At 60.5% G+C, this 25,087-nt stretch carries 18 protein-coding genes and 1 riboswitch; of the genes, 8 read left to right on the top strand and 10 right to left on the bottom strand.

Features of this window, described 5'->3' with window-relative positions; translation table 11 throughout:
• Positions 1-288: 288 nt before the first annotated feature.
• Together PH558_RS16045 and PH558_RS16040 are read right to left on the bottom strand one after the other, a co-directional pair.
• Positions 289-2,235 carry a methyl-accepting chemotaxis protein gene (locus PH558_RS16045; RefSeq protein WP_095434131.1) on the bottom strand — a complete coding sequence of 649 codons (1,947 nt, stop codon included), beginning with the start codon at positions 2,233-2,235 and terminating at the stop codon, positions 289-291.
• A 224-nt stretch (positions 2,236-2,459) separates the two neighbouring features.
• On the bottom strand, positions 2,460-3,467 hold the full coding sequence (locus PH558_RS16040) for a DUF4424 domain-containing protein (RefSeq protein ID WP_095434130.1): 1,008 nt from the start codon (positions 3,465-3,467) through the stop codon (positions 2,460-2,462).
• A 112-nt stretch (positions 3,468-3,579) separates the two neighbouring features.
• Here PH558_RS16040 and PH558_RS16035 point away from each other — a divergent pair, with 112 nt between their 5' ends.
• Both PH558_RS16035 and PH558_RS16030 read left to right on the top strand, forming a co-directional pair.
• Entirely contained in the window at positions 3,580-4,320 is a 741-nt protein-coding gene (locus PH558_RS16035) for a TlyA family RNA methyltransferase (RefSeq protein ID WP_095434129.1), read from the top strand.
• Positions 4,317-5,567 (top strand): class I SAM-dependent RNA methyltransferase, encoded by a 1,251-nt coding sequence (locus PH558_RS16030; protein ID WP_285205451.1) that lies wholly within the window; start codon positions 4,317-4,319, stop codon positions 5,565-5,567. Before PH558_RS16035 ends, PH558_RS16030 begins: the two co-directional genes overlap by 4 nt.
• Before the next feature lie 271 nt (positions 5,568-5,838).
• Here the strand turns inward: PH558_RS16030 and PH558_RS16025 are convergent, their stop codons facing one another.
• Together PH558_RS16025 and PH558_RS16020 are read right to left on the bottom strand one after the other, a co-directional pair.
• Positions 5,839-6,591: a crotonase/enoyl-CoA hydratase family protein gene (locus PH558_RS16025; protein ID WP_285205446.1), complete on the bottom strand. Its 753-nt coding sequence runs from the start codon at positions 6,589-6,591 to the stop codon at positions 5,839-5,841.
• 9 nt (positions 6,592-6,600) lie between these two features.
• Positions 6,601-8,379 carry an acyl-CoA dehydrogenase family protein gene (locus tag PH558_RS16020; protein ID WP_285205445.1) on the bottom strand — a complete coding sequence of 593 codons (1,779 nt, stop codon included), beginning with the start codon at positions 8,377-8,379 and terminating at the stop codon, positions 6,601-6,603.
• 287 nt (positions 8,380-8,666) lie between these two features.
• Here PH558_RS16020 and PH558_RS16015 point away from each other — a divergent pair, with 287 nt between their 5' ends.
• Complete coding sequence (locus PH558_RS16015; protein ID WP_285205443.1) at positions 8,667-9,668, top strand: transporter; 1,002 nt, start codon at positions 8,667-8,669, stop codon at positions 9,666-9,668.
• Between the two features lie 69 nt (positions 9,669-9,737).
• On the opposite strand, the gene PH558_RS16010 is transcribed toward PH558_RS16015, so the two are convergent.
• A complete protein-coding gene (locus PH558_RS16010) occupies positions 9,738-10,205 on the bottom strand; it encodes a BA14K family protein (protein ID WP_285205441.1) in 468 nt (155 codons plus the stop codon).
• Positions 10,206-10,452: 247 nt separating this feature from the next.
• Between PH558_RS16010 and PH558_RS16005 the strand changes: the two genes are divergently transcribed.
• On the top strand, positions 10,453-11,463 hold the full coding sequence (locus PH558_RS16005; protein ID WP_285205438.1) for a glycoside hydrolase family 25 protein: 1,011 nt from the start codon (positions 10,453-10,455) through the stop codon (positions 11,461-11,463).
• Positions 11,464-11,508: 45 nt separating this feature from the next.
• Here PH558_RS16005 and PH558_RS16000 read toward each other — a convergent pair whose 3' ends face one another.
• Both PH558_RS16000 and PH558_RS15995 read right to left on the bottom strand, forming a co-directional pair.
• Positions 11,509-12,597, bottom strand: coding sequence for an FAD-binding oxidoreductase (locus PH558_RS16000; protein WP_095434120.1), 1,089 nt, complete (start codon positions 12,595-12,597; stop codon positions 11,509-11,511).
• Between the two features lie 2 nt (positions 12,598-12,599).
• Positions 12,600-13,844: an aromatic ring-hydroxylating oxygenase subunit alpha gene (locus PH558_RS15995; RefSeq protein WP_095434119.1), complete on the bottom strand. Its 1,245-nt coding sequence runs from the start codon at positions 13,842-13,844 to the stop codon at positions 12,600-12,602.
• A 96-nt stretch (positions 13,845-13,940) separates the two neighbouring features.
• Positions 13,941-14,145: riboswitch (cobalamin riboswitch) on the bottom strand.
• Positions 14,146-14,494: 349 nt separating this feature from the next.
• Here PH558_RS15995 and PH558_RS15990 point away from each other — a divergent pair.
• The 3 genes from PH558_RS15990 to PH558_RS15980 are packed head-to-tail and all read left to right on the top strand — an operon-like array spanning position 14,495 to position 17,610.
• On the top strand, positions 14,495-15,112 hold the full coding sequence (locus tag PH558_RS15990) for a DUF6656 family protein (protein WP_095434118.1): 618 nt from the start codon (positions 14,495-14,497) through the stop codon (positions 15,110-15,112).
• Positions 15,113-15,171: 59 nt separating this feature from the next.
• Entirely contained in the window at positions 15,172-16,146 is a 975-nt protein-coding gene (locus tag PH558_RS15985; protein ID WP_285205432.1) for an L-threonylcarbamoyladenylate synthase, read from the top strand.
• Between the two features lie 33 nt (positions 16,147-16,179).
• Positions 16,180-17,610: an FAD-binding oxidoreductase gene (locus tag PH558_RS15980; protein WP_285205430.1), complete on the top strand. Its 1,431-nt coding sequence runs from the start codon at positions 16,180-16,182 to the stop codon at positions 17,608-17,610.
• Positions 17,611-17,613: 3 nt separating this feature from the next.
• Here PH558_RS15980 and phnF read toward each other — a convergent pair whose 3' ends face one another.
• The gene (gene phnF, locus PH558_RS15975; RefSeq protein ID WP_285205429.1) at positions 17,614-18,348 is read right to left on the bottom strand and encodes a phosphonate metabolism transcriptional regulator PhnF; all 735 of its coding nucleotides are present in this window, start codon (positions 18,346-18,348) and stop codon (positions 17,614-17,616) included.
• 72 nt (positions 18,349-18,420) lie between these two features.
• On the opposite strand from phnF, the gene PH558_RS15970 reads away from it, so the two are divergent.
• Complete coding sequence (locus PH558_RS15970; protein ID WP_285205428.1) at positions 18,421-18,972, top strand: MOSC domain-containing protein; 552 nt, start codon at positions 18,421-18,423, stop codon at positions 18,970-18,972.
• Positions 18,973-19,253: 281 nt separating this feature from the next.
• On the opposite strand, the gene PH558_RS15965 is transcribed toward PH558_RS15970, so the two are convergent.
• On the bottom strand, positions 19,254-21,947 hold the full coding sequence (locus PH558_RS15965; protein ID WP_483314163.1) for a DNA translocase FtsK: 2,694 nt from the start codon (positions 21,945-21,947) through the stop codon (positions 19,254-19,256).
• Positions 21,948-22,456: 509 nt separating this feature from the next.
• Positions 22,457-24,973, bottom strand: a complete 2,517-nt coding sequence (locus PH558_RS15960; RefSeq protein WP_095434113.1) for a DUF1217 domain-containing protein — start codon at positions 24,971-24,973, stop codon at positions 22,457-22,459.
• Between the last annotated feature and the right edge of the window lie 114 nt (positions 24,974-25,087).

Here is a 25,087-nt window from a genome sequence, read left to right as displayed (position 1 = left end):
AAAGGGGCGTTCGCCGCTCAGGACAACCCTGCCGCCGATCAAATATTTAATAAATCTCGATCAAAGGATGGTCCGCCGAAAACAAGATCATGACCCAAAGAGCCATTCTTCCAGGGAAAGAACGCTCCAGGCGCAGCGGCGCTGCACCAAAGTCGGACAGGCCGCAGCTCTCATGCACACTGTAAAAAACAAGGCGGCCCGCCGCAAAGCGACGGGCCGATGAAGTCCACGAAGATGATTCACCGTGAGCCGCCCCTAAAGGGCGCCCACGAGGCCATCGTCGAACGATCAGAATTCTTCCCAATCGTCCCGCGCGGTGGCGGCAGCCGCTGCAGTTGCCTTTCCGGCGAAGGCCTTGGCAACAGTGCGGCCCAGAGCCCGAGCCGGCGATGCGGCCGGCTTCGAGCGGGCGGTCGCAACGGCAGGCCGTACAGGTGCAGCCTGTGCGGCATCGCCGAGGCGGAACTGCTGGAGCAGTTCGTTCAGCGCCGCAGCTTCGCGGGCGAGCGCATGGCTTGCCGCCGTCTGCTCCTCGACCATGGCGGCGTTCTTCTGGGTGCCCTGGTCCATGTTGTTGACGGCCGTGTTGATCTCCTGCAGGCCGGTCGACTGCTCGCGGGTCGCCGTCACGATCGCTCCGACATGGCGGTTGATTTCCTGCACTTCGGATACGATCAATTCCAGCGCCTTGCCGGTCTCGCCGACCAGCGACACACCAGTATTGACCTGATCGCTCGACGTCGTGATGAGCGATTTGATCTCCTTGGCGGCGTTGGCGGAGCGCTGGGCAAGCTCACGCACCTCCTGGGCAACGACCGCAAAGCCCTTGCCGGCATCCCCCGCACGCGCGGCCTCGACGCCGGCGTTCAACGCCAGAAGGTTCGTCTGGAAGGCGATGTCGTCGATGACGCTGATGATGTTGCTGATCTCGCCAGAGGACTTTTCGATCTGCTGCATGGCCGAAACGGCGTTGCGAACCACTTCGCCCGACCGTTCCGCACCCTGGCGGGCACGCTCGACGAGATGGCCGACATCTTCCGCACGCTTGGCGGAGTCGCGCACCGTGGTCGTGACCTGCTCCAATGCCGCGGCCGTCTCTTCAACCGCGGCAGCCTGCTGCTCGGTGCGATGCGCCAGATCATCGGCCGCCGCACGGATTTCGTCAGCACCTGCATTGATGGCGCGGGCATTGGAGCCGACAGACTGCAGGGCCGCCTCCAGCTTCTCGACTGCATTGTTGAAATCAGCGCGAACGCTGTCGAATTGCGGTGCAAAGCTGTTGTGAAGGCGGGTTGCGACATTGCCCGACGATAGAGCCGAGAGGCCGCCGGCGAGCGCTTCCATGGCGAAACGGATTTCGCCTTCTTCACGCGCCTTCTGCTCGTCATTCATCAAGCGCTGACGTTCGGCATCGCCGCGCATACGCTCGGTCTCACCGGCAAGACGCAGCTTCTCGATACCAGCCTGCCTGAAGACGAGCACGGCATCGGCCATGCGGCCGATTTCGTCGCCGCGGCCAACGGCCGGGACTTCGACGTCATGCTCGCCATTTGCCAGGCGGCCCATGGCAGCCGTCATGCCGACGATCGGGCGCACGATGATCCGCGACAGCAGCCATGCAAGCACGGCGGCCGCGAGCGAAGCGAAGATACTGCCGGCGATAAGCGTCAGGCGAAGATCGCCATTGGCATCGTCCTGCATGGCTGCGAGGTCGCTCGCCCTGGCACGTGCGGCCTTCTTGATCTTGGCGGCAGCGTCGCGGAAGCCATCAAGCTGACCCTTGGTTTCGTTCTGGCCAATCTTGACGATCTGATCGAGCGGCATCTCGGTTTCCTTGCGCGCCTTGGCCTGTGGCTCCGCGAGCTGATGGAAATAGAGATCGGCAGCCTTCTGCATGTTATCGATCGCCTGCAGCAGATCCGGAGAATCGGCGGCGACCTCCTTGGCGGCTGCGATGCTCTTCAGCATCCGCTCGCGATTGTTGAAGATATCGCCGTAGGTGCTTTCGCTGCGCAGAAGCAGAAAACCGCGCAGATTGACAGCCTGTTCCAGCATCGACTGCAGGGAGTCGTCGATCAGGCTGACGAGCTGCTGCGATTTTGCCTGCTCGTCGGCGGCTCCGGCCGACACGTCCTGCTTTGCATAGACGAAAGCGGAAACACAGGCAAAAATCGCGATCAGGGCCGTGAATGTAATGGCAAGCTTGCCATTCAAAGAGAGTTTTTTCGCAAACATGAGCGAGCGCCTCCTGAGCGCCGGTCCTGGCGAGCATCGTCCTGCCGTCATTGGGAGGGAGTACGGCCGATGCTCGAAGAATTCAGGGAGGGCATGATTGGGACGCAGACGCGCGAAGCCTTCATGGCAGGCGGCAATCTGGAAACAGATCACCGCAATCCCCGGCATGAGTAGAGGTTTCGGCTTTAAATTTATTTAATTTGCGCGGACTGCTCAGCTCAACGCTAGTTCACCGCCGCCGCGGCCAGGATCAGGATATCCAGATCGTGCTCCGGGTAAAAATCCTGCGCCGTCATCTGGAACGTCGTCGCACCGATCTTCTTCACATTCGTACCGCAGAAGCTGATGTAGTTCTCGGGACTGCCCTTGTCGACCGTCAGCTCGAAATGCTTGATCGGGCCGGACCAGTTGGCACCCGTCGTCAGCACATAGGAAATCCAGCTCTCGGTATAGCCGCGACCACCCTTATCGGCCGCTGCGGCAAGCTTGACGGCCGTCTTCAAAAAGGCCTCATCGAGGCAATATTTGGCGCGATAGTTCTGCAGTTGCTGCTTCTGGTAATCTTCGTCGCCGGCAAAGGTGATGGCGACGGTGCCGCCGACGCTCGGCTTGTAACGATGCTCCACGGCGATCCTGGCCTTGGCCGGAAACTTGGTGCGCCACCAATAGGTCGTATGCAGCGTCCACATCGGCGTCGGATGATGTTTCATGCCCTGGCCGTCGGCGTCGTATTCGTCATCGGCGATCAAACCCCGGGCTGTCCAATCCTCGAGCACATCGACGGGCAATTTAGCGACGGCATCCGTCGCCGCCTTGCTGAGCGGCAGCAGCGGCACGCCGTGAGCCTTCAGTTCGTCGGTCATGTCGACCCCGGCAACCGATACGCGCTGCTGTAGGGTCGGCATGATGGCCTTGCCATCCTGCGTCACGGTGAAACCCAGGAAATTGTCGGAATCGACATTTCCGGCATCAACCATGCTGTCGATGTCGCCCTTGATATCCGGCATCGGAAAGGCGACGACGCTTTCGACATCTTTGTCGGAGGTGTTTTCAAAGACGTAATCCACACGGACCTGTTCTGGCGAAATGAACAGCTTTTCCTGATCCATGCTGATATCGCCGGTGCGGACGTAAGCGAGGCCGCCGGTTCTCAGCTCGGCCATGGTATCGTTTGCCATAGCTGGAGCCGCTGACATCGCCATCAGCGCAGCATAGCCACCAATCTTCCACATGATGCCCCTCACCCGTTGATTGCGGCGATTATGGCTGGTTGCGATCCGGCGTCAACGCCGATTGCAGCATAAAAGGCTTGCAACATAATGCATTGCCCGGCATGGACAACCCATGTCCGAACCGCAACGCCTCGATCAGCTTCTTGTCACCCTTTCGCTCTTCGCCAGCCGCTCGCGCGCTCGCGATGCTATCCAGCGCGGCACGGTCACCGTGAACGGCAAGATCGTGACGAAGCCGGGGGCACTTTTTTCCGAGAATGCCAAGATCAACATCGACGATCCGGCGCAGGATTATGTTTCCCGCGCCGCGTTGAAGCTGGTGGCGGCACTCGACCATTTCGGCCTCGATCCGAAGGGACAACATTGTCTCGATGTCGGCGCCTCGACAGGCGGCTTTACCGAAGTGCTGCTTCAGCGCAGCGCTACCCATGTCACGGCGATCGATGTCGGCCACGGCCAGATGCATCCGCGCATAGCGGACGATCCGCGCGTGACCAATATCGAGGGGCTGAACGCGCGCAATCTGACGGCAGAAGATATCGGCGAACCTTTCACCTTCGTCGTTTCCGATGTCTCCTTCATTTCGCTGAAGCTGGCTCTTGCACCGGCCCTTGCGCTTGCCGAACCGGGCGCCCGGGCGGCGCTGCTCGTAAAGCCGCAATTCGAGGCGGGCCGCGATGCAATCGGCAAGGCCGGCCTCTTGAAGGACCCCTCCTCCGCCCCGGCAGTCGCGGCCGAGCTTGAGCGCTGGTTCACCGAAGACATGGGCTGGCAGAGCCTCGGCCTCATCGCCTCGCCAATCGCTGGCGGCGACGGCAACCAGGAATTTCTTCTCGCAGGGATTAAGCCATGAGCACCGAAACCGTTACCATCCAGAAGCTCGGCGCCCAGGGCGACGGCATCGCGCAGGGCACCGATGGCCCAATCTACGTGCCCTTCACGCTGCCGGGCGAAAATGTCGCCATCGCGCGGGTGAAGAGCCAGGGCACGCTGATGTCCATCTCAGTCGCCTCGCCGGATCGCCAGGAGCCGCACTGTCGGCATTTCGGCCCACATGGCGTCAACGGCGCCTGCGGCGGCTGCACCCTGCAGCATTATGCCGACGCGCCCTATCGCGCCTTCAAGCGCCAGCTGGTTGTCGACGCGCTTCGCTCCAAGGGCCTGACGCCCGAAGTGGACGATATCATCGCCGCGCATCCGGGCGAGCGCCGCAGGGTCGTCTTCGCCGCGCGCAAGACTGAAAAAGATATGCTGATAGGCTTCAATCAGGCCGAAAGCCATCACATCGTCGCCATCGAGGAATGTCCTATCGCGTCAGCCGGCATCATCGCTCGCCTGGCGGCGATCAAGACGATCGCCGCGGCAATGGTCGTCAATGCCGAAGCCTTCCGCATCTCCGTATTGGAGACGCAGACCGGCCTCGACCTTGCCGTCGACGGCATCAAGTCACTTTCGGACAAGCAGCGCCGCAGCACGATCGAAACGGTGCTGTCGCTTCGCGGCATCGCCCGCGTCTCGCTGAACGGCGAGATCCTGGTGGAACCGGTAAAGCCGATGATCGATTTCGGCGGCGTTCAGGTTGCGCCGCCGCCCGGTGCCTTCACGCAGGCGACCAAGCAGGCCGAGGACGCCATGGCGGAGCTGGTTGCAACCCATGTCGGCAAGGCCAAGCGCATCGCCGATCTCTTCGCCGGTAGCGGCACCTTCTCTCTTCGCCTGGCGCGGATCGGGCGCGTGCATGCGGTGGAAAGCGAAGACAAGCCGCTTGCGGCATTGGATCACGCCGCACGCAACACGCAGGGACTGAAGCCCGTCAGCGTCGAGCGTCGCGATCTCTTTCGCCGGCCGCTGATGATGCAGGAACTGAAGGTCTACGACGCCGTCGTCTTCGACCCGCCTCGCGCCGGCGCGGAATTCCAGAGTAAGGAACTGGCCCGCTCGCAGGTCAAGAAGATCGTCGCCGTCTCCTGCAACCCACTGACCCTTGCCCGTGATCTCGCTATCCTGGTCGAGGGCGGCTACCGTGTTACGCGGGTGACCCCTATCGACCAGTTCCTGTGGACCTCGCATGTCGAAGTGGTTGCGGCGCTGGAAAAGTAATTATCTTCGCCTCGAATTCGGTGGCCGACCCTCGTGGTTCGAGGCTACGCCCTAGAGCAATTCCAGGAAAAGTGCGCAGCGGTTTTCCGTCAGGAATTGCGTAAAAACAAGGAGGTAGAGCATTTTCGCGATTCGAAGAAAAGCGCAACGGCTCTAAGTGCTTCGCACCTCACCATGAGGGCGGAGTCGCTCACGATCGAGATGCGCCAGAGATTAGCCGTCATGCTGAGGAGGCCTGAAGAGGCGTCTCGAAGCACGAGGGGGATGTGTCTCACCGCTTCATGAAAGCCTCGAAAGCCGCGCGCGCCTCGGCGCTTTTCAGCTGGGCGGCGAAATGTTCGGCTTCTTTCTGAATCCGCTCGAGGACAGCATCGGGAGGACCCCGCATGAGATCACGTGCGATCCGCAGAGCCTCGGGCGGCTTGGCGGCAAGTTTAGCCGCCAGCGACAGCGTTTCGGTCTCCACCGTTTCCGGTGACGCCACCTTCCAGATAAGGCCCGCCTCCCTTGCTTCGGCAGCGGAGAAGCCTTCGCCGAGGGCAAGCAGGGCGAAGGCACGCTGATGTCCCATCACGCGCGGAGCAAGCAGGCTCGAAGCCGCTTCCGGAACCAGCGCAAGATCGACGAAGGGTGTCCTGAACAGGCTGCGGTCGGAGGCAACAGTCAGATCGCAATGCAGATGGATCGTCGTGCCAATGCCGATCGCCAGACCATCGACGCCGGAGACGACGGGCTTATTCGTGCTCGCCAGTGCAACGAGAAAATCAATGACTTCGCGCCCCATATTGCCGCTCATGGCGAAGGCAAGGAAATCGGCCAGATCGTTGCCGGCCGAAAAACAGCCTTCCGTGCCGAGAAAGACGTGGACGCGGATATCCGGCGCGGCCTCCGCTGCCTTTAGCGCATCGGTCATGGTCTGATACATGGCGCGCGTGATGGCATTCTTCTTTTCCGGCCGGTTTAAGCGGATGATCTGGACCTGTGGCGCAGTCTCGGGGCGTTCGATGAGGATGTGGTCGGTCATCATATATCCTTAGGCAAGCGCGATGCGAGCAGCTTCAAGGCTGCCGGCTCCGACAACGACGCGATCGGCAAGGGCGGTGGTTTCAGCCAAAAGATTCTCGGCGGCGAAGCGGCAAAGCGCAATGCGCTTGCCACCCTGGCCGTCGCCCGCATCGACGAGGCCGCCCTTGGCGAGATAGGATCCGGTCAGCACCAGGCCGAAGAGCCGCTGGTAAGGGGTGGCGCCCGCCAGAGCTTCAGCGACGGCGCCGTCCGCCTGCTTCGACAGGAGCCATTCGCTCGTCTTTTCGAGATCGGCAATGGCCGCCTGCAGCCGCGGCGCCGTTTCGCCGAAACCTTCAAGATTGGATTTTGCGATACTATCGGCAATCTCGCGCAATTCGATAATGAAACCACGCACATGGTCGCCATTGCCAATCGTCAGCTTGCGCGTCACCAGATCGATAGCCTGAATGCCGTTGGTGCCTTCGTAGATCGGTGCGATGCGCACATCCCGCAGCAGGCGTGCTGCCCCCGTCTCCTCGATGAAGCCCATGCCGCCATGAACCTGGACGCCAAGTGAAGCGGCATCGACGCCGGCATCGGTGGAGAAGGACTTGGCGACCGGCGTCAGCAATGCTGCACGCTCCTGCCAATATTTTGCCCTCTCCGGATCGCGCTGCGACATGTCGATCGCCTGTGCACAGGCGTAGCAGATCGCGCGCGAGCCCTGCGTCAGGGCTTTCATCGTCAGCAGCATACGCGCAACATCGGGATGTTCGATGATGGGGCTCATGCCTGATACGGCCGTGCCCGGCGCGCGGCCCTGGGTGCGCTCCCGGGCATAAGCGATGGCCTTCTGGGTTGCCGCTTCGGCAATCGCCACGCCCTGGATGCCGACTGCGAGACGCGCGTTGTTCATCATCGTGAACATGCAGGCCAGGCCTTTATTTTCCTCGCCAACGAGCCAACCGACGGCGCCCTTTTCCGCACCATATTTGCCATCGCCATAGATCATCGTGCAGGTCGGTGAACCATGAATGCCGAGCTTATGTTCCAGCGAATGCACGAAAAGATCGTTGCGGCCGCCGAGCGAGCCATCCTCATTCACAAGGAATTTCGGCACGAGAAACAGCGAAATGCCGCGCGTGCCGGCCGGCGCATCCGGAAGGCGGGCGAGAACGAGATGGATGATGTTCTCGGTCGCTTCGTGATCGCCCCAGGTGATGAAAATTTTCTGGCCAAAGATGCGATAGGTGCCGTCATCGCGGCGTTCGGCGCGGGAGCGCAGAGCGCCGACATCGGAACCCGCATGCGGCTCCGTCAGGTTCATGGTGCCCGTCCACTCGCCCGAGACGAGCTTTGCCAGATATGTCTTCATGAGGTCTTCGCTGCCGTGAGCCCGTAACGCTTCGACCGCCCCCATGGTCAGCGTCGGGGCGAGGCCGAAGGCCATCGAAGCGGAATTCCACATTTCCAGCGTCGCGATATTCAGCATGTGCGGCAGACCCTGCCCACCGAACTCCTCGGGCGCGGTCAGGCCATTCCAGCCACCAGCGATCCAGTCGCGGTAGAGCTTCTCCCAGCCATCGGGAAGAACCACCTTGCCATCCGCCAGCCTCGCGCCTTGTTTGTCGCCATTCTCGGCAAGCGGCTCCACCTCGTCGCCGGCGAAACGCCCGGCTTCCGACAGGATGGCATCGACAAGATCGGTGCTGAGATCGCCAAGAACGCCCTCTTCCATGGCGCGCTCCATGCCGGCGACATATTTCAGCGTGAACGCGATTTCTTCGACAGGCGCCTTGTACATGATGATTTCCTCCGGATCGATACTGGCAATGACCCGCCTCTCCGGACCGTCGGCCATTTGTGGCTATAGCTAGTTTATTTTTACGTAAACGTCAATTTTCTCAAATTGCAAGAAGCATCGATTCCATCATCTCGCGAACCCGAACGTGACATGCGTCTTACGCGCGCCGAGCGGCCGTGACATCGCCGCCTACATCCGCGATTATTCCGCCCAAGCAGCGACTTGCATAAACAATCGTCATGAACGAAGACTAAGGCAACTGTTCAGACAATGCGAACGATGCCCCCATGAACACGCTCACGTCAGCCAACACCATACCAGGCTTTATCTGGGCATACCGCCTCCGTCCCGGCGAAACCAAGCCGGAGCGCCTGCCTGACGATACCGATCGTTCGAGGCTGTTCGGCGACGACGGCTTTCTCTGGCTGCATCTCAATCTTGTGGATGCCCGGGTGCCGGCCTTCCTCGAGGATGCGCCGGGGCTGAACGAAGCCGCCCGCATAGCGCTGACCACGCATGAGACACATGCAACGATTACGGTCGACGAGCAGATGCTTTTCGGCACATTGGTCGACTTCCAGCGCGACTTTGCCCACAACACCCACGACATCGGCTGGCTGCATTTCGCACTGACTGATCGCCTGCTGATAACAACCCGGCTGCAGCCGCTGCGCAGCCTGGACCGGACCCGGGTGCTGATCGAAAAAAACGCCGCACGGTTTTCCAATCCCGTTGATATTTTCGAGCTGATCGTCGTCGAGTTCCAACGAACCCTGATCTCCGTCGTCATCGAAATCAGCGAAGAGCTGAATGGCATCGAGGATTTCGTCCACGGCAATACGTCGCGCGACGAGCGTGCCAAGCTGCCGCCCATCCGCAGGACCATCGTGCGCCTGCATCGCCATTTGCGGACCGTTCTTTCGCTGATGCGCCACGCCGCTGCCTCCGACGACGAGGAGATGCCGCTCGGCTTCGAGGATGTCGCCGGCCGGCTGACGGGGCGCCTAGAAGCGGTCGAGCACGACGTCTATGCGCTGCAGGAACGGGCCAGGCTGCTGCACGAAGAGATCGATTCGAAGCTTGCCTCCGAGATCAATCGGCATCTCTATATCCTGTCGATCATGACCGCTTTTCTGCTGCCCCCGACATTGGTGACCGGCTTCTTCGGCATGAACACATCGGGCCTGCCGCTGGCGGGCGGCGCAAGCGGCACCGGATATGCGGTGGGGTTCATCATCGCCTCCATGCTGCTGGCATGGTGGCTGCTCAGGCGGGTCAATATTCTCTGACGTCAAAGTATGAAAAAGCCGCCCGGCGAGAAACCGGACGGCTGGCATTTGTCGTTCTGAAATTACCGCTTAGAAATACGGCGAATAGCACTGACGGCGCGGGCCGGAATTCGGCTGGAACGTATTGTCGTAAGCGCGATAGGAGCGATAGCGCGACTCGCACCAGGCGACGTGGCGTGGATTGATGCCGGCACTCGGAGCCGGAGCCGGCGCGTAATAGCGCGGCTGGCTGGCGATCGCGCCGCCCACGAGAGCACCGGCGCCGAACGCTGCCAGCGGGAACCAATAGCCGTCATAATAGCGATAACCGCGACGATAGCCCGGATAGCCGCGATAGCCTCCATACCAGCCACGGCGATAATAGCCGCCGTGACGCCATTGAACCTGTTCGACATTGCCAGGCGCGGCCTGGGCGGGCGCGGACTGCCTTACGATCGGCGCGGCGGGCATCTGCATGGCGAAAGACGGTGTGAAGCTCGTCAGGGCAACGGCAGCCGTTACGGCGACTGTCGCGATTTTTGCACGGAAACCAAGCATTTTCATCTCCATTCCCTGGTTCGACTTGGCACTCAAGTCTGTAGGCGTTTCATGTCGGGAATGCTTCCCGAGCAAGGTTTCGCTGCCTGCTTCGTCGCATATCCGAATAGACGACAAAGAACGCGGCAGCGCGTTATTTAGTTCCTCAAATCCCTACCGATTTAAGGAGTTACGAGGGGCTCCACGATGAATTTATAGTGATTGCTTTCTTAACCCAAGATTAACCAGCAATCCTTACTATTATTTCATGAAAGGATACCGAAAGAGTAACCTCCTCATTTACGGCTTGCTGACGATCCTGGCCCTGATGGGGCCGGTCTCCAAGCCTTCGGCCGGCGAAAGCCCGCCCTGGGGCGATCCGAAAAACGCCCTGATTGTCGATGCTTACGAGCTGAACACCATCAACTGGAACGCGTTTCTGCAGGACAAACGGATAGCCGGCTTCATCTCCAAGGCCTCCGACGGATTGCCCGAAAGCTTCAGCTGCACCGGCGATCACGGCGGCGATACGGTGGCCCATTGCAGGACGATGTGGCGCAAATACGCAGTCAGCCGTGAGCTCTTTCAAACGCGCCGCATGCTGGCAAAGGCGAATGGTCTGTTATGGGGCGCCTATCATCTGGGGCGGCCCGGCAATCCGATCGACCAGGCCAATCATTTTCTCGATTATGCCGATCCACAGCCGGATGAGCTGATGGTGCTCGATATCGACGGCATGGACACGACGCAGTTCATGTCACTCGACGATGCGCAGATCTATGTCGCCCACATCAAGGTCAGGACCGGGCGCTACCCCATTCTCTACGTCAATCACAACACGGCGCGATACATAGCCGACCACCGGGGCACCTATCCGCTGCTGTCGCGGCTGCCCTTGTGGTATGCACGCTACAAGCCTGATGTCAAAGGCACTTTTCCACTCGGCAACTGGGACAATTATGCCATTTGGCAGTTCGCTTCTTCAGACAATTGCTCGGAGAAAAGCTGCCCCTATCGCGTGCCGGGCACGCTCACCGATATCGATGTCAATGTCGTGCCGATGACGAAAATTCAGCTCGCCAAGATCTGGCCGCAGGGCGATCTCCTTCCGGCCAAGCCGCTGCCCGCGCCGGACCTGACGATCGCGCTCGCACAGATGTGCAGCGGGCCGCGCCAGACGCTCGTCTCGCTCATGGCCGATATCGACCCGGTCGTCACGGCGTCAACGCCGCAATCGAAGCCGGTCGAGATCAACGAACTGAATTACCAGGATTTCTAGAGCGGATTTAGACTTTAGGTCGAATAGACCTAAAGTCGTCCGGCTCTAGGCCTCGACCTGGACGTCCGTCTTCGGGCGCGAACAGCAGGCGAGGATATAGCCCTCGTCGATCTCGTCATCGAGAATGCCGCCATTGTGGCTCATCTCGACTTCGCCCGAAAGCTTCAACACCCGGCATGTGCCGCAGAGGCCGGATTCGCAGGCCGCACCGATGCGCACGCCGGCACCGCGCGCCGCCTGAAGCACGGTCTGCCCCGCCGCGCAGACGACATCCTTGCCAGCCATGGTGAAGCGGATCGTCGTCGCGGCCTCGCCCGATGCATCATCGGAAACCTCCGCAAGCGGCGTTGCCGCATTGGCCGGCTGGAAGCTTTCCTGATGGTAGCGCGACATGTCGAAGCCATGGGCTTCCAGCATGGAGCGCACGGCATCCATGAAGACTTCCGGGCCGCAGCAGAAGATCGTCCGATCCATGAAATCCGGCGCCAGCAAACCGATCTTCGCCTTGTCGATGCGGCCCTTCAACCCCGACCAGAGATCCGTCCGGCCGCAGCCTTCGACGATGAAGCCGAGATTGAGGTTCGGCATGAAGCGCGCGAGATATTCGAGCTCCGAGCGGAAAATGATATCGGCCGGGCCGCGCGAGCAGTTGACGAAGGTGATATCAGACAGCGGTGCGATATCGGACATGTAGCGCGTCATCGACATCATCGGCGTGATGCCGGAGCCGGCAGAGATGAAGAGGTATTTCTCGCCGGGATGACGGATATGGCTGAAGTCGCCGAGCGGGCCGAACGCCTTGATGCGCATGCCCGGCTTCAGGTTCTCGAACATCCAGCGCGTGCCGATGCTGTCCTTCTGCGCCTTCACCGTCACGGCGACCGAGAAGGGCCGCGACGGCGTCGACGACAGCGTATAGGTGCGCATGACCGGCTCCGGAGCCGTCGGCAGCTCCAGCGTCACGAACTGGCCCGGCAGATAGCGGAACCAGTTGTCCTTGTCGGAGCGGAACGTGAAGGTCATCACGTCGGGCGCTTCGGGCGTTGCCGAGAGGCATTCGAGCACATGCTGCCTGTCATTCCAGGGCTGCATCTGATCGAGGTGGCGATGCGGAAGGGAGACGGTCATGTTCATGCTCAGGCAACCGCCGACAGCTTGGCTTGGTCGCCCTGCAGCCGGTTGATCATGAACGTCGTGTACCATTCGACGAACTGCATGACGCCACCTTCGTGGATTTCCGAATAGGGACCGGGCTCATAGGCCGGCGAGCGGATGCCGAAGGCATTTTCCTCGACGATGCGGCGGTCCTGATCGTTGGTTTCGGTCCAGACGTGGGTCAGCTCTTCCAGATTATAGTCGACACCTTCGACGGCATCCTTATGGACGAGCCACTTCGTGGTCACGGCGGTTTCCTCGGCGCTGATCGGCAGGACACGGAAGGAAATCGCGTGGTCGCCGAGCATGTGGTTCCACGTCGTCGGATAGTGGAACAGCAGCATGGTGCCGATGCCGTTGATCGTCACGTCGGATGAGAGCGGCCGCCTGACGGCGTTCTGGCCCGACATGGTGTAGCTTTCGGCCCCTTCGATCAGCGGCATGCGCGCGGCGCGGAACTGGCCATCCGGCGAGATCTTGAACTCGCTCGGCAGGCCGGCGGCTTCGCAGCGCTGCCAGTGTTCGGCGATGACGGGGTCATTCATCGCGCCTTGCACGCCGGTGACGGTCGGCGCTTCCGGGAAGGTGCGGCAAAGCTCGGGGTGATTGGCCGCGCAATGGTAGCATTCGCGGTTATTTTCCCAGACGAGCTTCCAGTTGCCCTTTTCGATGATGGTGCTCTGGAAGGCGACCTTGGCTTCGCTGATGCGGTGCGGTGCCATGTAGGGCTCGATCGTGGCGCGAACCGGGGCGAAATCGGGAACGTTCTGCGCGAGGCAGATGAAGATGTAGCCGCCGACGCTTTCGCAGTGAACCGGCTTCAGCGAATATTGGCTCTTGTCGAAATCCTCCGCCATCTGGCGGGCGAAGAGCAGCGAGCCGTCGAGCTCGTAGGTCCACTGGTGATAGGGGCAGACGAGCTTTGCCGAGGAGCCGCGCTCAGTGGTGCAGACACGCGAGCCGCGATGGCGACAGCTATTGTGGAAGGCGCGGATGACCTGATCGCGGCCGCGAACGATCACGACGGGATAATCGCCGATCTGGACGGTGAAATAATTGCCCGCGCGCGGCACTTCGCAATCATGGCCGATGAACAGCCAGTCGCGATAGTAGATCGTCTCCATATCGAGCTTGAAGTAATCCGGATCGGTGTAGAACGGTTGCTCAAGGCTGAAACCCGTCCGGTGGTTCTTCAGTTGCCGCAGAACTTTGCTGCCGATGTCCATTTGCCTATCCTTAGCAGTACCAGGAGGCGGGCAAAGGACATGCGCGGCCGATTGGGAGCGGCCAAAAGCAATGTCCCGACCACCCGCCGCGGTCAGTAAACCTATGTGCCCAAGGCTGGTTTCCGGGCTCTGGAGCGGCGCTGTTTCCAGAGCCCCATGGCACCTTCCCAGGTCGATCCGACCCAGTGGCTTTATCCGCCATGCCTCACTCCACCACCGTTGCGGGGGCAGCGCCGGATTTTGACCGGCTTCCCAATTCTCCGTCTCCCTAGCAGACGGCACCTTGAGATTGATGGCATCATAGCTCCCGGCTCCGCCAGCCGCTGCGCTGCAATGCGACATCGGCTCCGAAATTGACGACAGGCGATACGGGACGTCTGGACGGTTGCATGTCGTGAGAATATTGGAAGGTGATTCAATCATTTACTCGCCCGCGCGAGAGGTGGCCTGAGCATCGCATTTGCATTCTGCCAATGACGCTTTATTCTGATTGCGACAAGCCCGCGAACGGCCGCTATTCAGGAGAATAAGTGCGTGGCGGAAAGCGCCTGCAGAGTCGGTAGCGAGAGTTTTCGCTCAGGCGCGATTAAGCTCGGCTCAAGCTCCGTAATCCATCATGTCCTCCGAAGAGTTTTATAGCGAGATCCGGCATGGCCAAACTCAGATATTTCGACGCTGGGAAGCCCGCCGAGCCCGAACCGGCGCCAGCGGTATCGACGACGGGATACACAGAATTCCTGCGCACCGGCCGCATCAACCGCAACAGACTACACTGGCTGCCGGAAGAGCGGGAATACCTTACCCACGAGCAGGTGGCTGTGCGCACGGCACAGAAGCTCAGGGATGCCGGCGAAAAGACCCATGACCGGCTCAACAGCTTTCACAAGTCCATCCGCTTTCCGAAGCTCATCTTTCACCACACGCTGAAGGACACGCCGCATCTCGGCTATTGCCATGTCACTGCCGCGAGGACGCAATTCGCTCAATATGAGCAGGTGAACTGGGCCTTCTACATCGCCAACTTCTTTGCTCGGATCGGCCAGGAAGAGAATTTCTTCGAGGACATCAGCCTCAAATATTCGCGAATGTATTTCGCGGTCGCGATCCATCCGGACAGGCAAGCCGAAGACAAGAAGCTGACGATCAACCGCGACGTCAGAGGTAATGGCGTGCTGTTCCACACCCACGACCCGCAGATCGCCATCCGCAATGTTCTTCTCCTCGGCGCGCGCAACGAGCAGCTTCGCGATATCATTCGCCAGCTTTGACGATTGATCCGAAGACTCGAAGGGCATAAGAAACGGCCTGAACTGCAAGCAGGCAGGCCATGGCTCGACACATAGACATTCTCGAACATCCGCAAACGGCAATAGAAGTGGCGACAGCGACTCTCGCCGAGGGTCTGCCGATCGGGCTGCCGACGGAGACGGTCTACGGCCTTGCCGCCGATGCCACCAATCCTGCCGCCATTACCCGGATCTACGAGACGAAGGGGCGGCCGCGCTTCAATCCGCTGATCTGCCATATGAGCGATCTCGCCATGGCCGAACGCTATGCGGTCTTCGACCCCATCTCCCGTAAATTGGCGGAAGCCTTCTGGCCCGGCCCGCTGACGCTGGTGCTGCCGCTGAGACCCGACAGCGGCATCCATCCGCTGGCAACCGCCGGGCTCGACACGGTCGGCATCCGCGTGCCGCAAGGCTTTGCAGGCGAGCTGATCCGCGCCTTCGGCCGTCCGCTTGCCGCGCCGAGTGCCAATACTTCGGGCAAGATCAGTGCCACCAGCGCCGATCACGTAAGTGACGATCTCGGGGAACGGATCACGCTCATCCTCGATGCCGGCGCCTCGGTCGTCGGCGTGGAGTCGACCATCGTCAAGGTCGAGGATGGCGAGATGCGCCTGCTGCGGCCCGGCGGGCTGGCGGCAAGCGAGATCGAGCGTGTGGCCGGCAAGGCGCTGAAGCGCAAGAAGAAGGCTTCCGCTGCCATCGAGGCACCGGGGATGATGGCTTCGCATTATGCACCGGGTGCAGCCGTGCGGCTCGACGCGACTGAGGTTTCCCCGAACGAAGCGCTGATCCGCTTCGGGACGCCAGATATTCCGGGCATCGAAAAGGCTATTGCCGTGCTGGATCTGAGCGCTGCCGGCGATCTTTCCGAAGCCGCCGCAAACCTCTTCGACTTCATGAAGCGCGCCGATGCCACCGGTGCGGCCACGATCGCCTTTTCGCATATTCCCGACGAGGGCCTCGGGGAGGCCATCAACGACCGGCTGCGCCGCGCCGCCGCGCCCAGAGAATAAATCAGCCCGACATCATCAGGCAAAGGACACGCCATGAGCAGCTCCGCCCCCTCTTCCGACCTTCTCGATCGCTTCGCCGCCATCGTCGGCGAAAAACATGCCGTGCGGGACCCTGCGGAAATTGCGCCGCATCTGGTGGAAAACCGCGGACTCTATCACGGCGCCTCGCCCATGCTGCTGAAGCCCGGCTCGGTGGAAGAGGTTTCGGCGATCCTCAAGCTTGCCAGTGAGACCGGGACGGCTATCGTTCCGCAGACCGGCAATACCGGCCTTGTTGGCGGCCAGACGCCGCGCGAGGGCTGCTCGGACATCATCCTGTCGCTGGAGCGCATGAGCCGCGTGCGCGATATCGATCCGGTCAGCAATACCATGATCGTCGACGGCGGCTGCATTCTGGCGGATGTTCACAAGGCAGCGGCCGAGCATGGCCGCATGTTTCCGCTTTCGCTTGGTTCCGAAGGCTCCTGCCGTATTGCCGGCAATCTTTCCACCAATGCCGGCGGTACGGCGGTTCTTGCCTATGGCAATATGCGCCAGCTCTGCCTCGGCCTCGAAGTCGTGCTGCCCACGGGCGAGATCTGGAACGGATTGCGCCGCCTGAAGAAGGACAATACCGGCTACGATCTGCGCGATCTCTTCATCGGCGCGGAAGGCACGCTCGGCGTCATCACCGGCGCGGTGCTAAAACTCTTTCCACAGCCACTCGGCCATCAGGTCGCCTTTGCCGGCCTGCAATCGGTCGATGATGCGCTGACCCTGTTCAAGAATGCCTCCCGCCTCTGCGGCACGGCGCTGACCGGCTTCGAGCTGATGCCGCGCATCGGCGTCGAATTCACCACGCGACATATTCCGGGCGTGCGCGACCCGCTGGAGACGGTGCATCCCTGGTATGTGCTGATCGACATCTCCACCTCGGATTCGGCCGAAACGGCCGAGCGGATGATGACGACACTGCTGGAAAAGGGCTACGAAGACGGTCTCGTCCAGGATGCAACCATCGCCAGCTCGGAAGCACAGCAGAAGGCCATCTGGCATATGCGCGAGAGCATGTCAGACGCCCAGAAACCGGAAGGTGGCTCGATCAAGCACGATGTTTCCGTGCCGGTCGCGCAAATCCCGCAATTCATGGCGGAAGCCGAAAAGGCGGTTATCGCTGCCATGCCGGGCGCACGCGTCTGCGCCTTCGGCCATATGGGCGACGGCAATATCCACTACAACATCTCGCAACCCGTCGGCGCCGACAAGACCGAGTTCATCGGCCGCTGGCGCGAGATCAACAAGATCGTGCATGGTCTGGTGCTGCGGCATGGCGGTTCGATCTCAGCCGAGCACGGCATCGGCCAGCTGAAGCGCGATGAATTGGCTTCGATCCGCTCCGATATCGAGATCGACCTGATGCGCCGGATCAAGACGGCTTTCGATCCGGCGGGGATCATGAATCCTGGCAAGGTCCTTAAGGTCTGAGGTTTAGACTGTCACGACGACCCGCTCGGAAGCGAAGCAGCCGATCTGGCAGGAAATGACCATACCATCGGCATCAATGTCCTCGCCGGCATAGGCAAGCACTGGTACGAGGCGCGATTGCTGCAGCAGGCGGGCTTCGACTTCAGTCGGCATGCGCGCGGTGATGTCGGTGGAGCGGCGCCAATAGTCCGTCACGCCATACTCCCTCAGGGCTGCCGTGAACGAGCCCATTGCGGCGAACTTCTCCGCCAGGCGGGGGAAGCGCTTTGCCGAGCAGCTGCGCATGACGACGGAGACGGGAAGCGCGTCGGCATTGGCGACCAGGCACATGTTCAGCACTGCCTCGCCCGGCCGCAAATTCAGCCTTGAGGCGATATCGGCGGATGCCGGACCCTCCTTCACCGAGAAAACCTTGCGCGTGAGGTTCGCATCCGTCGCAGTCAGATCCTTGCTGAACCGCACCTTGCCGCCCAGTTGGAAACGAACGGGCATATCGGCGCGGACATAGGCACCGCTGCCGCGCGCCACGCGTAATAGTCCCTCCCCTTCCAGTTCTGCGATCGCACGCCGCATCGTCACCCTGGAGACGCCGAATTGTTCGGACAGGGCCCGCTCGCTCGGCAGGCGACTACCCGGAGCATAACTGCCCTTGTCGATAGCGCGTCGGAGTTCCGCGGCAACGCTCGCCCAGCCTCCAGCAACTTTTGCGCCTTCGCCCTGTCGATTTTTCTCTTCCATCACAAATCTGTCGCCTTGAAATTGGTATATACCAATTTATAAAGATTCAGATCGTTTATGGAAGGGTTCGGCATGGGCGACAAGCGAATATATGTGACTTCGGTCAGCAGCAGCGGCGTGCATGAGTTCAGCAAGCAGACCAAAGATTACATTCAACTGCTGACCGGGCTCGGCGTGGAGGGCGACGCGCATATGGGGGTGACGGTGAAGCATCGCTCACGCGTCGCGATCGATCCGACCCAACCCAACCTGCGCCAAGTGCACCTCATTCAGGAGGAGCTGTTCGACGAGCTTACTGAAAAGGGTTTTTCCGTTTCGCCGGGTGACATGGGCGAGAACATTGCGACCCGAGGGATCGACCTGCTCTCGCTGCCCCAGGGGACACGCCTGCATATCGGCGCGGAAGCGATCATCGAGGTCACGGGCCTGCGCAATCCCTGCAAGCAGATCGATAATTTTCAGAAGGGCTTGCTGCACGCTGTACTCGACAAGGATGCCGATGGCGGGTTGGTCCGCAAGGCGGGGATCATGGGCATTGTCGTGCAGGGCGGCTGTGTTCAGCGAAATCAGATTATCCACGTCGAATTGCCGCCGCTGCCGCATGTCAAGCTTGAGCGGGTTTGATGCGCTCCGTATGAAGAGAGGTTAGCTTTAAGTATGCCGCGCGTCTGATACCCCCTCTGTCGCTTTCGCGACATCTCCCCCACACGGGGGGAGATTGGTAGTTTGCAGCGCTCTTTCGCCTCAAGCTGATATCGCGTCTGTTGAAATCGAAGTTTCTATCTTAACAAGGGCAGGCGGCAAACTCCCAACGATCTCTCCCCGTGTGGGGAGATGTCGCGAAAGCGACAGAGGGGGTGCGCACTCTCCGCGACGACCGCGGCCAGCGTCGCCCCCCAGCTGGATCAATCGAAATCGTCCTGGCCCGAATTGCCGCCGCCATTGCGGTTACCGGAGATGATCTCGCGTTTGCCGACGTGGTTGGCGGGGCCGACCAGACCGTCCTTTTCCATGCGCTCGACGAGCGAGGCGGCGCGGTTGTAGCCGATGCCGAGGCGGCGCTGGATGTAGGAGGTCGAGCACTTCTTGTCGCGCATGACCACCTTGATCGCCTGTTCGTAGAGATCGTCCCCGTCTTCCGAGGCGATCGCGCCCTTGTCGAAGACAGCCGTATCTTCTTCCTCGTCTTCCTCATCCTCGTCGGCGGTAACCGTGTCGAGATATTCCGGACGGCCCTGCAGCTTCAGGTGCGCCACGACCTTCTCGACTTCCTCATCGGAAACGAAGGGGCCATGGACACGGGAAATGCGGCCGCCGCCGGCCATATGCAGCATGTCGCCCTGGCCGAGGAGCTGTTCGGCACCCTGCTCGCCGAGGATCGTGCGGCTGTCGATCTTCGAGGTCACCTGGAAGGAGATGCGGGTCGGGAAGTTCGCCTTGATCGTGCCGGTGATGACATCGACCGAGGGGCGCTGCGTCGCCATGATCAGATGGATACCGGCGGCACGCGCCATCTGCGCCAAACGCTGGATCGCACCTTCGATCTCCTTGCCGGCGACCATCATCAGGTCGGCCATTTCGTCGACGATGACGACGATGTAAGGCATCGGCGTCAGGTCCATTTCCTGTTGCTCCTCGATCGGGGCACCGGTGCCCTTGTCGAAGCCGGTCTGGACCATGACGTGGATCGTCTCGCCCTTTTCCTTGGCGGAGGCAACGCGGCTGTTGTAGCCGTCGATATTGCGCACGCCGAGGCGCGACATCTTCTTGTAGCGATCCTCCATTTCGCGCACCGCCCATTTCAGCGCCATGACGGCCTTCTTGGGATCGGTGACGACGGGGGTCAGGAGGTGCGGGATGCCGTCGTAGACGGACAGTTCCAGCATCTTCGGATCGACCATGATCAGACGGCACTGTTCCGGCGTCATGCGATAGAGCAACGACAGGATCATCGTGTTGATGGCGACGGACTTGCCCGAGCCCGTCGTACCAGCAACGAGCAGATGCGGCATCTTGGCAAGTTCGGCGATGACAGGCTCACCGCCGATCGTCTTGCCGAGGCCGAGCGCGAGCTTATAGCCACTCTTCTCGAAGTCGGGCGAATCGATCATCTCGCGGAAATAGACGGTCTCGCGGTTGACGTTCGGCAGTTCGATGCCGATCACGTTGCGGCCGGGAACGACGGCAACGCGAGCCGAAAGGGCCGACATCGAACGGGCGATATCGTCCGCAAGGTTGATGACGCGCGAGGATTTGACGCCGGGCGCCGGTTCGAATTCATAGAGGGTTACGACCGGGCCGGGACGGACATGGATGATCTCGCCCTTGACGCCGAAGTCCTCCAGCACGCTTTCCAGCAGGCCGGCATTCTGCTCCAGTGTTTCCTGCGTCATGATGACGCCGGAACGGGCAACGGGCTCCTGCAGCAGTTCCCGCGGCGGAAGCTCATATTCGCCATCCGCAGTACGGGCGATCGGACGCCATTCGGGCGGAGTCAGGGAGACGGGCCGCCGCGGCGAAATCGGCGATGGGGGTGCATCGATCAGGCGCTGCGCTGCAGCTTCGACAGCCGGGATGGTCGACGCAGCCTTGGCGATAGGTTCGGCAGCAGCCGGAGCTGCGACCTTCGTCGGCATCGGGGCAACGACCATTACCGGAGCGGAACGAGCCTCGACGGCAGGAGCGATTTCAGCACCATAAACGGCGGTGACGAAGGCAGGCGGTATGAATGTCTCGGCTGGCGCTTCCACCGCAAGCTGCTGCTCAGCTTGCGGGACTTCCTCGACAACGGGCGCAGCTTCGATAGCCGGAGCCAGAACGGCCGCTTCCAGCGCTGCGAGCTCGTCTATCGCCGGCGTGCTCAGATCTGCCGCCGGTTGGCTGGAAATGGTTTCGACTGGTGCTGCGACCTCTATTGCCGGAGGCTGCGCGGCAACGGGCTGCGGCTCGATGGCCGCTGCCGGGCGGCGGCACTCGACGACGCGGAACTTCGCGATGATCGATTCGGCATCGACTTCCGGCTTGGACGTCGCGGGCTGCTTCGGCTCACCCTTGAGGGCAGAGACGAATTCGCCGTCGAACGGCATCGCATCCCAGAAAGCGAAATCGGAAAGATGGGCAAGACGCGATTCGACCACAGGCGCGGCTACGGACTCGGGAACACTTGACTTTACAGGGGAAGCATCCAGCGCGATCGCGGGAGCTTTCGAGAATGCGGTAGCGATAACGGTCATCTCCAATGCGTCCGGCTCGGTCGCCGGGGAATTCTGAATTACTGTCGGAATATAGCCTTCCACCACCAGCGGCATGTCTTCGAGCGGTGGCAGATGGAACTCGTCCTGCCGCACGGGCGGGATGACAATGGCTGCAGCCGGTGCCGCAGGTGCTTCGGCGACAACAGGCGGCTCCATCACCCGCATCGCGGCGTGCGCGGAAGCCTGCGGCCGGATCTCAGGCTTCGGTTCGGCGGGCGGACGGCGGCTGATGATTTCGTTTTCACGCGTGCGGGTAAAGCGCACGTTCGGCCCCATCAGAAAGGCATTCTGCCAGCCGGGCGATGCGAGATCCTCCGCGGAGATCCCCTGCGGCAGAACCGGCATTTCCTGTTCGCTCGTAACCGCAGCGGCCTGCAACGCCTCTACAACGGGCGGCGGCGCAGCGGCGGTGCGTCTCCTCACCTCGTCGGCGAGGCGCTTTTCCTCGGCCTGGCGCTGCTCTTCCGCCTTGCGCTTGGCTTCGCGGGCATTGCGAATCTTCTCTTCCAGAAACGCGCGGCGAGCAGCGATCTGCTCGGCCCGGCGGGCCTCTTCGGCCGCCTGCTCCGGGTCGAGATCCCCCTCCGGCTGGACGCCTTGCGAGGCATTGGAAAGTGTCGTTCGGGAAAGACGCATGAGACCTGCAACCCAGTCATTGATATTGCCGTTGGCTTCTCAAATCGAATAGGGCAAGGATGGTTAATAAGTTCCTTCCTGCCGTTGTGGAAAGCTGCCATTCCACACCCGAAAACACGTCCGATTATGCTCGGAAACCCTGAAGAAACAAGAGCATGGCAGGGCCATGCCGCCCGGAGGCACAACAGGAGAGAGGTTACATTTTTTGCGGGGACCTGTTACCGCGACGAGGACAGCTGCGCGATGGAAAGCAGCGTATCGGCGCTGATGCCGGAGCTCGACGACGAGCCCGTGAGAATCGATAGCGCCGGCGATGTCGAGGAGGTCGTATTGTTCTCCATGTCATACATCGCGGAGAATCGCTGTAGCAGCTGATTGACCTTATCCGGGTCCTGCAGATCGCTCACATTGACGAACTTGCTCAGCATGCTGGCCTGGGTATCGACATCCATGTTGGAGATCGAGCTTGGCAGGTTGTAGGTGGTGGTGATGACCTCATAGAGCGCCGAATCGCCCATGATGTCATAGATCGAGTTGATATCAGGCGCCTTGCGCTGGAAGTAGAGCGCCAGACGCACGCCGGGATTGGTCTCGCCTTGCTGATCTTCCAGCGTTTGATGCAGAAAGAGATCATTGGTCGCAGCAAGCGCGCCCTGGTTTTGCGCCGTGCCGAGCTTCGTGTCGGTCAGATTTCCGTCGGTGCCGAAATTGAACGCCTCGACGATGCTCTTGAACTTGGCACCATCCGTCGTGTTGATGAAGCTCTTCGAATCGGATGGATCGGAGGCGAAAGCCTTCTTCAGCGTCGCCGTATCGACCGTCTTCGGATCGATGCCGTTGGCCGTCAGGATGAAATTCGTAAGCTTGCTGTCGGCCAGGAGATCCGTGACGCTGGTCACCTTGACGATGTTGGTGGCGAAATAGGTGCCGGCGGTCTTGGCGTCGCTGGTGGCTTTGGTCAGTTCGGCGCCCGATAGCCCCGCGGTACTGCGGCTCGAATATTCCGAGATATAGCTGTTGATCTGCGTCTGCGACAAAGACTGCACCGGAGCCTTCAGATTGCCTTTGCTGTCGAAATTGAATGCCTTGGCAAGCGCGGTGAAGCGGGAGTCCTTGAGCGAGTTGACATAGCTCTTCGGATCGTAGGGATCGCTTTCGAGAATCTTGGTCAGCTGTGACTTCGTGACTTCGTTCTCACCGATGCCATAGGCACGCAGCGCCATCTGATAGAGTTCCGGCGCACTGTCGTTGGAGGTATCACTGTCGGACGCATTGCTGGCAAAGAAATCCTTGATGGTCTTCACATCGGCGATGCGGTTCTTGTAGTTGTTGACCGCATCCGTGGTCAGGGTCGATTGCGATGACTGATAATTGCTCATATAGGCCTTGGAGGCCGCGTCGATCTCGTCCTGGGACTGCGCGGTCTGGCCGGAAGCAAGTGTCCCGTCCGACTGGAAATTGAATTGGGAGACGACGTCGGTCAGACCGAAGATGGCGGCGGTCGTCGAATCGCCGAAGGCGTTCTTGAAGACGACGGCTGGCGTCGTCGGATCGATGCCGTAAGCCGTCTTGATGTAATCGAAAAGGCGCGTGTCCGATGTCAGCTGGTCGACTGACGTGATGGAGCCGATATGATTCTTGTAATAGAGATCGTTGTCGGTTGCGCCGACGCTCGTCGTGAACGAGGGCACGGCGGAATTGTAGGCGCTCATCACATCGGCCTGCTGGCTGAGCGTCTGCGGCCCTCCGGGATAGTTCGCGGTATAGCCTGCCGTGGTGGCGCTTATCTGGTCAGATGTCTGTGCTTGTGAACCGGATGCGACGGTGCCATCGCTCTGGAAGTTGAATTCCGCCATGACCGCAGTCAGCCCATTCGAACTCGCTGTGCTGGCATCCTTGGCCGAAGCATTGAACTGATCCGCCGTGATATAGGATGGGATATTGAATGCCGTCTTGACGTACTGGAACAGCTGCGGATTGGACGTCAGCTGATCGACCGAGGTGACGCTGCCGATATTGGTCTCGTAATAGGCCGTGTCTCCATCCGGGGTCGATGTCTTGACCGTGCCGTCGGCATTGAAATTGAATTCCGCCACCAGCGCCTTGTCGGCAGTGCCGCCATTCTGATTGACGTAGCTGTTCGGATCGCTGAGATCGCTCGTCAGCATCTGCTTCAGAGCCGAATTCGACACATAGGTCGGGTCGATACCGTAGGCCTGCAGCACATAATTACGCAGGCGCGTATTGCCGAGCAGGTCATCGACCGTCTTAACCGAGCTGATATTCTGGCTGTAATAGGTCGTTTCGGTCGCCGCCGACGTCTCCTCATTCGTGAAGGACTGTTGGTAAAGCCCGATGAGGTCGTCTTCCTGCGTGCTGGTTTGTGCCGTATTCGTCGTGCCCGTCGCGCTCGTGCCGAAATTGAACGCCGCAGCGAATTCTTTGTAGCGCGGATCGGTGAGCTTGTTGGCGAAACTGCTGGAGTCGCTGAGGTCGCTGGTCAGGACCTGTTTCATAAAGGCCTTGGCATAGGTCATGTCGGAAAGCCCGTAAGCTTCCATTGCGTAACTGTATAGCTGATAGTCATTCAGGAAGTCATCGACGTCAGTTACTTTGCCGATATTGGCGTTGTAATAGTCGATCAAACGCTTGCTTTGCGACTGCTGCGCCACCTGGTTGAGTGAGGTCGCCATATCTCTGGTTGCGATCGTATAACCAAGATAAGTGGAAATCATCAGCAGAATCCCAATAGATCTCTAATAAAGGGGGCGAATCTGGCTGACATTATTTCATACAAACCTTACCTGAGACTTACACGCACTCACCTTATGCGTGCACTATACTGAAGC

Source organism: Rhizobium pantanalense, assembly GCF_030182525.1.
Classification (GTDB): domain Bacteria; phylum Pseudomonadota; class Alphaproteobacteria; order Rhizobiales; family Rhizobiaceae; genus Rhizobium.
The sequence above is the reverse complement of the archived record's forward strand: the minus strand, read 5'-3'. Positions and strand labels throughout refer to the sequence as shown.

Excerpts from the sequence above, each read along its gene's own strand:
- PH558_RS15970 (WP_285205428.1), top strand. The coding sequence starts at position 18,421 with ATGGGCGACAAGCGAATATATGTGACTTCGGTCAGCAGCAGCGGCGTG.
- PH558_RS15995 (WP_095434119.1), bottom strand. The coding sequence starts at position 13,844 with ATGGACATCGGCAGCAAAGTTCTGCGGCAACTGAAGAACCACCGGACG.
- PH558_RS16040 (WP_095434130.1), bottom strand. The coding sequence starts at position 3,467 with ATGTGGAAGATTGGTGGCTATGCTGCGCTGATGGCGATGTCAGCGGCT.
- PH558_RS16020 (WP_285205445.1), bottom strand. The coding sequence starts at position 8,379 with ATGTACAAGGCGCCTGTCGAAGAAATCGCGTTCACGCTGAAATATGTC.
- PH558_RS15960 (WP_095434113.1), bottom strand. The coding sequence starts at position 24,973 with ATGATTTCCACTTATCTTGGTTATACGATCGCAACCAGAGATATGGCG.
- PH558_RS16000 (WP_095434120.1), bottom strand. The coding sequence starts at position 12,597 with ATGAACATGACCGTCTCCCTTCCGCATCGCCACCTCGATCAGATGCAG.
- PH558_RS16010 (WP_285205441.1), bottom strand. The coding sequence starts at position 10,205 with ATGCTTGGTTTCCGTGCAAAAATCGCGACAGTCGCCGTAACGGCTGCC.
- PH558_RS16030 (WP_285205451.1), top strand. The coding sequence starts at position 4,317 with ATGAGCACCGAAACCGTTACCATCCAGAAGCTCGGCGCCCAGGGCGAC.
- PH558_RS15985 (WP_285205432.1), top strand. The coding sequence starts at position 15,172 with ATGGCTCGACACATAGACATTCTCGAACATCCGCAAACGGCAATAGAA.
- PH558_RS16035 (WP_095434129.1), top strand. The coding sequence starts at position 3,580 with ATGTCCGAACCGCAACGCCTCGATCAGCTTCTTGTCACCCTTTCGCTC.
- PH558_RS16045 (WP_095434131.1), bottom strand. The coding sequence starts at position 2,235 with ATGTTTGCGAAAAAACTCTCTTTGAATGGCAAGCTTGCCATTACATTC.
- PH558_RS16015 (WP_285205443.1), top strand. The coding sequence starts at position 8,667 with ATGAACACGCTCACGTCAGCCAACACCATACCAGGCTTTATCTGGGCA.
- PH558_RS16005 (WP_285205438.1), top strand. The coding sequence starts at position 10,453 with ATGAAAGGATACCGAAAGAGTAACCTCCTCATTTACGGCTTGCTGACG.
- PH558_RS15980 (WP_285205430.1), top strand. The coding sequence starts at position 16,180 with ATGAGCAGCTCCGCCCCCTCTTCCGACCTTCTCGATCGCTTCGCCGCC.
- PH558_RS15965 (WP_483314163.1), bottom strand. The coding sequence starts at position 21,947 with ATGCCGGTTCTGCCGCAGGGGATCTCCGCGGAGGATCTCGCATCGCCC.
- PH558_RS15990 (WP_095434118.1), top strand. The coding sequence starts at position 14,495 with ATGGCCAAACTCAGATATTTCGACGCTGGGAAGCCCGCCGAGCCCGAA.
- phnF (WP_285205429.1), bottom strand. The coding sequence starts at position 18,348 with ATGGAAGAGAAAAATCGACAGGGCGAAGGCGCAAAAGTTGCTGGAGGC.
- PH558_RS16025 (WP_285205446.1), bottom strand. The coding sequence starts at position 6,591 with ATGACCGACCACATCCTCATCGAACGCCCCGAGACTGCGCCACAGGTC.